The organism is Moraxella sp. HMSC061H09 (assembly GCF_001809255.1).
GTDB lineage: Bacteria > Pseudomonadota > Gammaproteobacteria > Pseudomonadales > Moraxellaceae > Moraxella > Moraxella catarrhalis.
Window position 1 is genome coordinate 72,709 of the sequence record NZ_KV796840.1, and the last position, 7,628, is coordinate 80,336.

General features: G+C 43.2%; 8 protein-coding genes. 4 read left to right on the top strand and 4 right to left on the bottom strand.

Annotation, left to right across the window (positions count from 1 at the left end):
• The first annotated feature begins 96 nt into the window (after window positions 1-96).
• A complete protein-coding gene (locus HMPREF2573_RS03465; protein WP_003663201.1) occupies window positions 97-1,788 on the top strand; it encodes an NAD+ synthase in 1,692 nt (563 codons plus the stop codon).
• Between the two features lie 53 nt (window positions 1,789-1,841).
• On the opposite strand, the gene HMPREF2573_RS03470 is transcribed toward HMPREF2573_RS03465, so the two are convergent.
• Window positions 1,842-2,552 carry a YggS family pyridoxal phosphate-dependent enzyme gene (locus HMPREF2573_RS03470; protein WP_003658880.1) on the bottom strand — a complete coding sequence of 237 codons (711 nt, stop codon included), beginning with the start codon at window positions 2,550-2,552 and terminating at the stop codon, window positions 1,842-1,844.
• A 287-nt stretch (window positions 2,553-2,839) separates the two neighbouring features.
• Here HMPREF2573_RS03470 and HMPREF2573_RS03475 point away from each other — a divergent pair, with 287 nt between their 5' ends.
• Window positions 2,840-3,889, top strand: a complete 1,050-nt coding sequence (locus tag HMPREF2573_RS03475) for a type IV pilus twitching motility protein PilT (protein WP_070472569.1) — start codon at window positions 2,840-2,842, stop codon at window positions 3,887-3,889.
• A gap of 178 nt (window positions 3,890-4,067) precedes the next feature.
• On the opposite strand, the gene fur is transcribed toward HMPREF2573_RS03475, so the two are convergent.
• Entirely contained in the window at window positions 4,068-4,508 is a 441-nt protein-coding gene (gene fur / locus HMPREF2573_RS03480; protein ID WP_003657811.1) for a ferric iron uptake transcriptional regulator, read from the bottom strand.
• A gap of 233 nt (window positions 4,509-4,741) precedes the next feature.
• Between fur and HMPREF2573_RS03485 the strand changes: the two genes are divergently transcribed.
• Window positions 4,742-5,110: an outer membrane protein assembly factor BamE gene (locus tag HMPREF2573_RS03485; RefSeq protein ID WP_003658874.1), complete on the top strand. Its 369-nt coding sequence runs from the start codon at window positions 4,742-4,744 to the stop codon at window positions 5,108-5,110.
• A gap of 63 nt (window positions 5,111-5,173) precedes the next feature.
• Here the strand turns inward: HMPREF2573_RS03485 and HMPREF2573_RS03490 are convergent, their stop codons facing one another.
• Window positions 5,174-5,806: a DedA family protein gene (locus tag HMPREF2573_RS03490; RefSeq protein WP_036335617.1), complete on the bottom strand. Its 633-nt coding sequence runs from the start codon at window positions 5,804-5,806 to the stop codon at window positions 5,174-5,176.
• A 258-nt stretch (window positions 5,807-6,064) separates the two neighbouring features.
• Between HMPREF2573_RS03490 and HMPREF2573_RS03495 the strand changes: the two genes are divergently transcribed.
• Complete coding sequence (locus HMPREF2573_RS03495) at window positions 6,065-6,952, top strand: LysR family transcriptional regulator (RefSeq protein ID WP_003662705.1); 888 nt, start codon at window positions 6,065-6,067, stop codon at window positions 6,950-6,952.
• A 145-nt stretch (window positions 6,953-7,097) separates the two neighbouring features.
• On the opposite strand, the gene HMPREF2573_RS09545 is transcribed toward HMPREF2573_RS03495, so the two are convergent.
• Window positions 7,098-7,628 (bottom strand): YadA C-terminal domain-containing protein (locus HMPREF2573_RS09545; protein WP_228141149.1); only part of this gene is annotated, 531 nt, incomplete at its 5' end.

Sequence of the window (7,628 nt, forward strand, 5' to 3'; positions counted from 1 at the left end):
TTTGCGACGACAGTGAGGTCATTGCATTTTTTATGACATCAATTTAAACGCACTTGGTATGATGCCCAATGCTCACAAATTTCAAGGATATTACAAATGCCAAAAGCCAAAACCGATGCTACCGATAGCACACAAACCAGTTTTCATACCGCAGATACCACGACAGGTCAAATGACTTTTGCGATCATTCAGACCAATTTTTGGGTGGGGGACATCGCAGGTAATGTCAAAAAAATGCACGCTTTAACCCTAGACGCCAAAGCTCGTGGTGCAGATATCGTTATCTTTCCTGAGCTTGCTTTGGTAGGTTATCCGCCCGAAGATTTACTATTACGCCCAACATTGGGTGAACGGGTGCGTGAAGCGATGGCAAAACTTGCCGAAATCGAAGGCATCGTCGTGATTTTGGGTTATCCGCACATTGATCATCATGGCACATTCAATTCGGCCGCCATCTTACAAGATGGTAGCCAAAAAGGCTTTTATCATAAGCAATGCCTACCAAACTACGGCATCTTTGATGAACAGCGATATTTCCAAAAAGGTCTTAATCAAGTCTTGTTTGATTATAAAGGCGTAACAATTGGTCTTTTGATTTGTGAGGATATTTGGCATGATGAACCCATTCAGGCACTGAAACAAGCAGGGGCTGATTTGGTCATCGTCATCAATGCGTCACCTTTTGAAATTGGTAAACAAACCGCCCGCAAATCACTGTTAACCCGACACTCCTCCACCCATCATTTGCCCATCATTTATGTCAATACCGTTGGCGCCCAAGATGACATTGTCTTTGATGGTGGCTCTTTAATCACACAATCAGATGGCCGTGTGGCACACGAAGGCGTGAGATTCTTAAATCAGCTTTTGATGGCACGGTTTGACACCCAAAACAAAACCTTTGATACACAAGCTAAAGCACCTTTGGTACTGTCTGAAGAGTCTGAGATGTATCAAGCTTTGGTCGTGGGCCTAAGAGATTATGTCAATCGCTCAGGCTTTAAAGGAGTGATTGTTGGCCTATCAGGCGGTATTGACAGTGCACTCACCCTTTGTATTGCGGTTGATGCGTTGGGTTGTGATCGGGTGTATGCCGTGATGATGCCGTATGAATACACCGCTCAAATCAGCCTAGAAGATGCCGAAGCCCAAGCAGCACGCTTAAATGTGTCTTATACTGTCTGCCCCATTCATGATGCTGTGGCAGGCTTACGCTCAGCCTTAGCGCCACTGCTTGCCAATAGCGAGCCTGATGTCACCGAAGAAAACTTACAAGCGCGCGCTCGTGGCACGATCTTGATGGCACTGTCTAATAAATTTGGGCATATGGTCATCTCAACAGGCAATAAGTCTGAAAATGCCGTTGGCTACTCAACACTTTATGGTGATATGGTGGGCGGATTTGATGTCCTAAAAGATGTGTATAAAACCGATGTCTATCGCTTGGCGAACTATCGCAATCGCCTGGAGGATAATCCTGTTATCCCTGAACGAGTGATCACTCGCCCGCCCAGTGCTGAGCTGCGTCCCAACCAAAAAGACCAAGACAGTCTAGGCGATTATGAGACGCTTGATAGCATCCTAAAAATGTATATTGATGACGATTTGGGCTATAAGGCAATTGTGGCGGCAGGATTTGAACCAAAAACTGTCGAAAAAATCCTAGGCATGGTGGATCGTGCTGAGTACAAACGCAGACAAGGTGCTATCGGTACCAAAATTACCAAAAAATCGTTTGGTCGTGAACGCCGTTACCCATTGGTGAATGGCTGGTCAATCAAAGGCTAAATGATACAAAACGCTTACATCAGTGAGCGTTTTGTATCATTTATGATGGCAAACTACCGATGGTCTCGCTCACCAAAAATCGCTGTTCCCACACGCACCATGGTTGAACCGTGTGCTACCGCTTGTGTCATATCGCCACTCATGCCCATGCTGATGGTATCCCAGTTTGGCAAGTCAAAACGCCTTGCCATCGCATCAAATAGTACTTTTGTGCGGGCAAACGCATCTACGGTTTGCTGACTTGGAATGACCATCACGCCACGCAAGTTTAGGTTTTTGTAGTTGATGATTTGTTCTATGAGCGTGGGCAGTTCGGTTGGTTTACAGCCTGATTTACTGCTTTCATCATCAATATTGATTTGTATCAACACATTAAGCGGCTGCATGCCTGCACGCTGCTCATTGAGACGCTGGGCAATGATTTCACGCTCTAAGGTATGCACCCAATCAAAGTGCTTGGCAATATCTCGGGTTTTGTTACGCTGAATGCTACCAATATAATGCCAAATGATGGGTAATTGTGATAATTGACTGATTTTGCCCAGTGCTTCTTGCAGATAATTTTCACCAAAATCCTGTTGACCCTGATGAAATAAGGTTTGTATCATCGCAACAGGCTTGGTTTTAGAAACTGCAATCAGTTTGGCAGGACGATGAGTTGGATTCATCTGCACAGCTTGATCATTAGCGGTATTAAGTGCCTGCTTAATCAAGCGGTAATTGGTCAGCAACTGATTATCATCAATGGTTATCATAGCGTCCATTACGCACCTTCTTTTAGGGTTTAAAATTGGCTAATTTTTGATTTTGGATTAATAAAAATTAATAAAACCTAGGCGGCTGTTACCCAGTCATTTACCATTACAACCAAGCGATTATCCCAATAGCTTGGTCATTGGGCATCACTTAACCGCTTGGGCAGCTTCTCATCATTAACATAAGTCATTAAAAACATTAGTCATTCAATGTCGCCCAACTGGCATTGTAACACAGTTTGAACCACCACTTAACTGCGGTCACCGCTTTATTGTGGCTGCATTTGGAGTATGCCATGAATACGCCTGATTTGATGGAGTTATTAAGATTTGCCCATCAAAAAAACGCTTCAGATTTACATTTATCCGCCCAACAGCCCATTATGCTGCGTATTGATGGCAATCTTTTGCCCATGGACATCACGCCCATTGATACAGATGGTATCATGCAGATGCTACGCTTTGTGATGGATGACACAGATTATCATCAATGGCAACACAATCTTGAACATGATTTTGTACTTTCGCTTGATGGCATCGCTCGCTTTCGGGTGAATGTATTTTTTCAGGCACACGGTGCAGCGGCTGTTTTTCGGGTGATAAAAACACACATTCCCAGCCTACAACAGTTAAGCTATGATGAACATGTTTATGAGAGTATGCTAAAAATAGCCAAGCTTCAGGCAGGCTTGGTACTCATCACAGGAGCAACAGGCTCAGGCAAATCAACGACACTTGCCAGTTTTATCGACCACATCAACCAACACCAAAAAAAGCACATTATCACCATTGAAGACCCCATTGAATATGAGCATAGCTCCAAGCTTTCGCTGATTAATCAAAGGCAAGTCGGTAAAGATACCCGAAGCTTTCAAAATGCCCTACGCTCAGCATTGCGTGAAGATCCTGATGTGATCTTAGTTGGCGAACTTCGTGATCTTGAGACCATTCGCTTGGCACTGACAGCTGCCGAAACTGGGCATTTGGTGCTGGCAACCTTGCACACGGTCAATGCCCCAAAGAGCATTGACCGTATCATCGAGGTGTTTGATGCTGGCGAAAAACACATGATTCGCACGATGCTTGCCGACTCACTAAAGGCAGTGGTCGCCCAACGGCTATTGCCTGCCCAAGGCGGTGGTCGTGTGGCAGCGTTTGAGATTCTCACGCATACGCCTGCGGTTGCCCATTTGATTCGTGAAAATAAAATTTCTCAGCTGCCTTCTGTCATTCAGACCAGTTTGGCCCAAGGTATGATTGATTTGACGCAATCTTTATCACGCTTGGCTGAAACAGGCAAAATTACGCCAGCCACTGCCAACGAACAAATCAATATGCTGCGATAACCCATAATCTGCCACCCAAATTATGATAATCAATGGCTTAAGATACGCCGCCCAACTGCTGAGCTTTTGGATTTTTTGACCTTTGGGTGGATTTGATGGACATGCAACGGATGTTAATAGAGTTACACTTAACAGAATTGCACTTAACAGAGTTACACTTAACAGAGCTGACTCAGATTTATTGGGTTTCATCGCTTGATTTTAGGCACTCTGGGCTATCACATACGCCGTATAGTATCAGCGAATGCCCTGATAGCTTAAAATTATGCGCTTTGGCAACCTTAAACTGCTCTTCTTCGATGACTGAATTATGAAATTCAACAATCTTACCGCACACATCACAGACCAGATGATCGTGATGTTCATCTTGGACAATCTCAAAGACCGATAAATTATTCTCAAAATTATGTCGCTCAACGATGCCTGCTTGCTCAAACTGGGTCAAAACACGATACACCGTTGCCAAACCCACATCTTCGCCCTGTGCTGCTAATGCACGATAGACATCTTCAGCACTCATATGATGATGCTCAGCATTTTCAAGCAGTTCTAATATTTTGATACGAGGCAAAGTAACCTTTAAGCCAGCTTTACGCAAATCTTTATTTGTAAAAGCCATATATTATCCATCCTAACTTGATGATATTCAATCATATAAATTAATTAATAATGTATCATAAAATCGCCCTGCTTGCACCCCAAAATCATCACCATATGCCAAAAGCTTATGATTGATTTATCCAATCATCAAAACTTATCATCATCAAAACTGCCCAAATCGCAAAAGATACTTGCATAATGATAAGTCTTTGGTTTAATATGATCACATTTCATCACCATATGGGAATCATAATGCAAAAGATGACTTACAAAGCTGTCGGCTTAGGCTTGGTGCTTGCTTTGACTGGCTGCAGTGCCTTTCGGGTGTATACCATCGACTTACCTCAAGGCACGCCACTATCTGCCGCCCAAGCCAATCAAATACAAGTGGGCATGAATGCCAACCAAGTGCTATATTTACTTGGCTCGCCTGCCTTGCGTGACACCCTAGCACCAAACCGCTGGGATTATATTTATGACCATACCGCAGGCACGGATGGCAAACGCCAAAAAAAATCCGACATTAAAAACGCATCGCAATACTTGAGCATTCATTTTAATAACCAAGGCATCGTGACACGCATTGACGGTCGTGACAGCTTGCCTGATACTCGCCATTAATACTGGTGTGGTCGTATGAACCATACAGCCGTATTAACTATACATAAGCCGCTTATACATCCGCTAAGCGGCTTTATTAAGTTTTTGTTTAATAAAACTAAAAATAACTGGCAAGATGCTAAAAATAATAATACCAAAAATCACATAAGTAAAATTATCTTTAATGGCAGGCTGATTCCCAAAAAAATAACCCAGTAGCACAAATGACATAATCCATAAACACCCACCGATGATATTATAGCTTAAAAAATAGCGATAATGCATACTGCCCGCACCTGCCACAAATGGTGCAAAGGTACGAGCAAACGGGATAAAGCGTGCAAGAATAATCGTCTTTTTGCCATGTGTTGCAAAAAATTTTTGTGTATTAACCAAGTGCTGATGATTGATCCAGCGGGAATTTGTGACAAATACTTTAGGTCCGATATATTTACCGATGTGATAATTGAGTGTATCGCCCAACACCGCCGCCAAAGACAGCAGTATGATCAATAAGATCGGATTTATCGCACCTGTCACAGCGGCCAACGCACCTGCAGCAAATAACAGACTATCTCCAGGTAAAAACGGCATCACCACAAGCCCAGTTTCAACAAAAATAATCAAAAATAAGATGCCATAAATCCACATGCCATAATCTTGTAAAAATATTGCCAAATGCTGATCAATGGTCAAAATAAAGTCCATCAGCTGCATCATCATGCCCATAATTCCCCACTTTTTACTCAAACTTTTTATTCAAAACATGCCTATGTTATCAAAAAAACACTCTTAATAAATTTTGGATTGCTTAAATGTTTGATACACAGACATAGATGAAATATCCCAAAAACTAAAGCCATCATATTGGTTATTAAGACAACATGAATGTTGTTTGATATTATGATAAAATGCTGCTCATATACAATTTCAAATTTCATGTCAATGTAAACAATACCAACAAATGGCTTTATTATGCTAGAGATTCGCCACCTACAGATGATGCACGCCCTAAAACGCCATGGGTCGCTTGCCACCACCGCCGATGAGATGAACCTAACGGCCTCAGCCATCAGTCATCAGCTCAAAGAGCTTGAAAACTATTATGACATTACGATGGTCAATCGGCGTACTCGCCCCATCAGCTTCACCCCAGCAGGCTTGATGGTGCTTGAGTTGGCAGAGCGTATTTTACCACAGGTGGCACGCACCCAATCCGACATTAAACGCCTCGCACATGGTCAAGCAGGTAGGCTGCGTTTGGCGAGTGAATGCCATAGCTGTTTTGATTGGCTGATGCCGATTTTAAACACCTATCGTGGGCAATATGCTGATGTTGAGCTTGATTTTTCAACAGGGTTTGACCCTGAGCCACACCAAATGCTGGTAGATGGCGAGATTGATTTACTCATCACCTCAAGCGATTTGCCCATTGATGGCATTGACTATTTACCGCTATTTACTTATGAAAGCCGATTGGTGGTCGCACCAACTCACCCTTTGGCAAGCCAATCAGTCATCACCCCCCAAGATTTGTGCGACCAAACGCTGATCGCCTATCCTGTTGAAGAAAGCCATTTGGACATCATCGCCCAATTTTTGACGCCCAATGGGGTAGCACCTGCCAACATCCGCACAACTGAGCTGACCGCCATGCTCATTCAGCTGGTCGCCTCCGAACATGGCGTTGCCGCTCTGCCTGATTGGGTTGTCCTAGAATACGAACGCAAAGGCTGGGTGGTCTCACGCCCCCTAGGTACAGGCGTGCATTGCCAGCTGTATGCCGCTACTCGCAGCTCTGATGCCCAGCTTTATTTTATGCAGGGGTTTTTAAACTTATTAAAAGATATCCAAAAACCCTAAACCGCTTTATTGATATTTACCAATCATTTATTGATATTCATCAATCGCTTGACAAGCTTTTATCCATCACTCACAACCAAAAGCCACAAAAACCCATAAAAAAGCAGCCAGTAAACTGACTGCTTTTTTTGGTGATGATAGACAATTAGAACTCGTAATTCACACCGATGTTATAAGAGCCTTTTTTATTACCACTGGTATTAATCGCCGCACCAGCTTTAAACGCCAGATTTGGATTCACACGATAGCCAGCACCGATAGCAACCGCAGATTTTGAGCCATAGCCACCAAGTGCAGCGGTCGCATTAAACTTACCAACGCTATAAGGCTGGAATAGACCACTTAGGGCAGCTTGGGCAGCCATACCGTTTTCAACTTTACTGTCTAAAGCTGTGATACGACCATCAAAGGCATTGACTTTGGTGTCTAAGGCATTGACTTTGGTGTCTAATGCAGTTACACGACCGTCAAAACCATCCACTTTAGTGCCCAAATCAGTGATAGATTTTGCGTTTTTAGTGATAGCATTTCCATTTTTGGTAATGGCGTCTGCTGTCGCTGCAAACTTGGTATCCGCAGATGCTTTATTGGCATCAATCGCAGTTTTGTTTGCAGTAATTAATTTGTCATGCTCTTTATCTTTTTCAATCAAAGTATTTTGATTTTTGGTGAGCGT

Excerpts from the sequence above, each read along its gene's own strand:
- fur (WP_003657811.1), bottom strand. The coding sequence starts at position 4,508 with ATGGCTTTTACAAATAAAGATTTGCGTAAAGCTGGCTTAAAGGTTACT.
- HMPREF2573_RS03465 (WP_003663201.1), top strand. The coding sequence starts at position 97 with ATGCCAAAAGCCAAAACCGATGCTACCGATAGCACACAAACCAGTTTT.
- HMPREF2573_RS03470 (WP_003658880.1), bottom strand. The coding sequence starts at position 2,552 with ATGGACGCTATGATAACCATTGATGATAATCAGTTGCTGACCAATTAC.
- HMPREF2573_RS03475 (WP_070472569.1), top strand. The coding sequence starts at position 2,840 with ATGAATACGCCTGATTTGATGGAGTTATTAAGATTTGCCCATCAAAAA.
- HMPREF2573_RS03485 (WP_003658874.1), top strand. The coding sequence starts at position 4,742 with ATGCAAAAGATGACTTACAAAGCTGTCGGCTTAGGCTTGGTGCTTGCT.
- HMPREF2573_RS03495 (WP_003662705.1), top strand. The coding sequence starts at position 6,065 with ATGCTAGAGATTCGCCACCTACAGATGATGCACGCCCTAAAACGCCAT.
- HMPREF2573_RS03490 (WP_036335617.1), bottom strand. The coding sequence starts at position 5,806 with ATGCAGCTGATGGACTTTATTTTGACCATTGATCAGCATTTGGCAATA.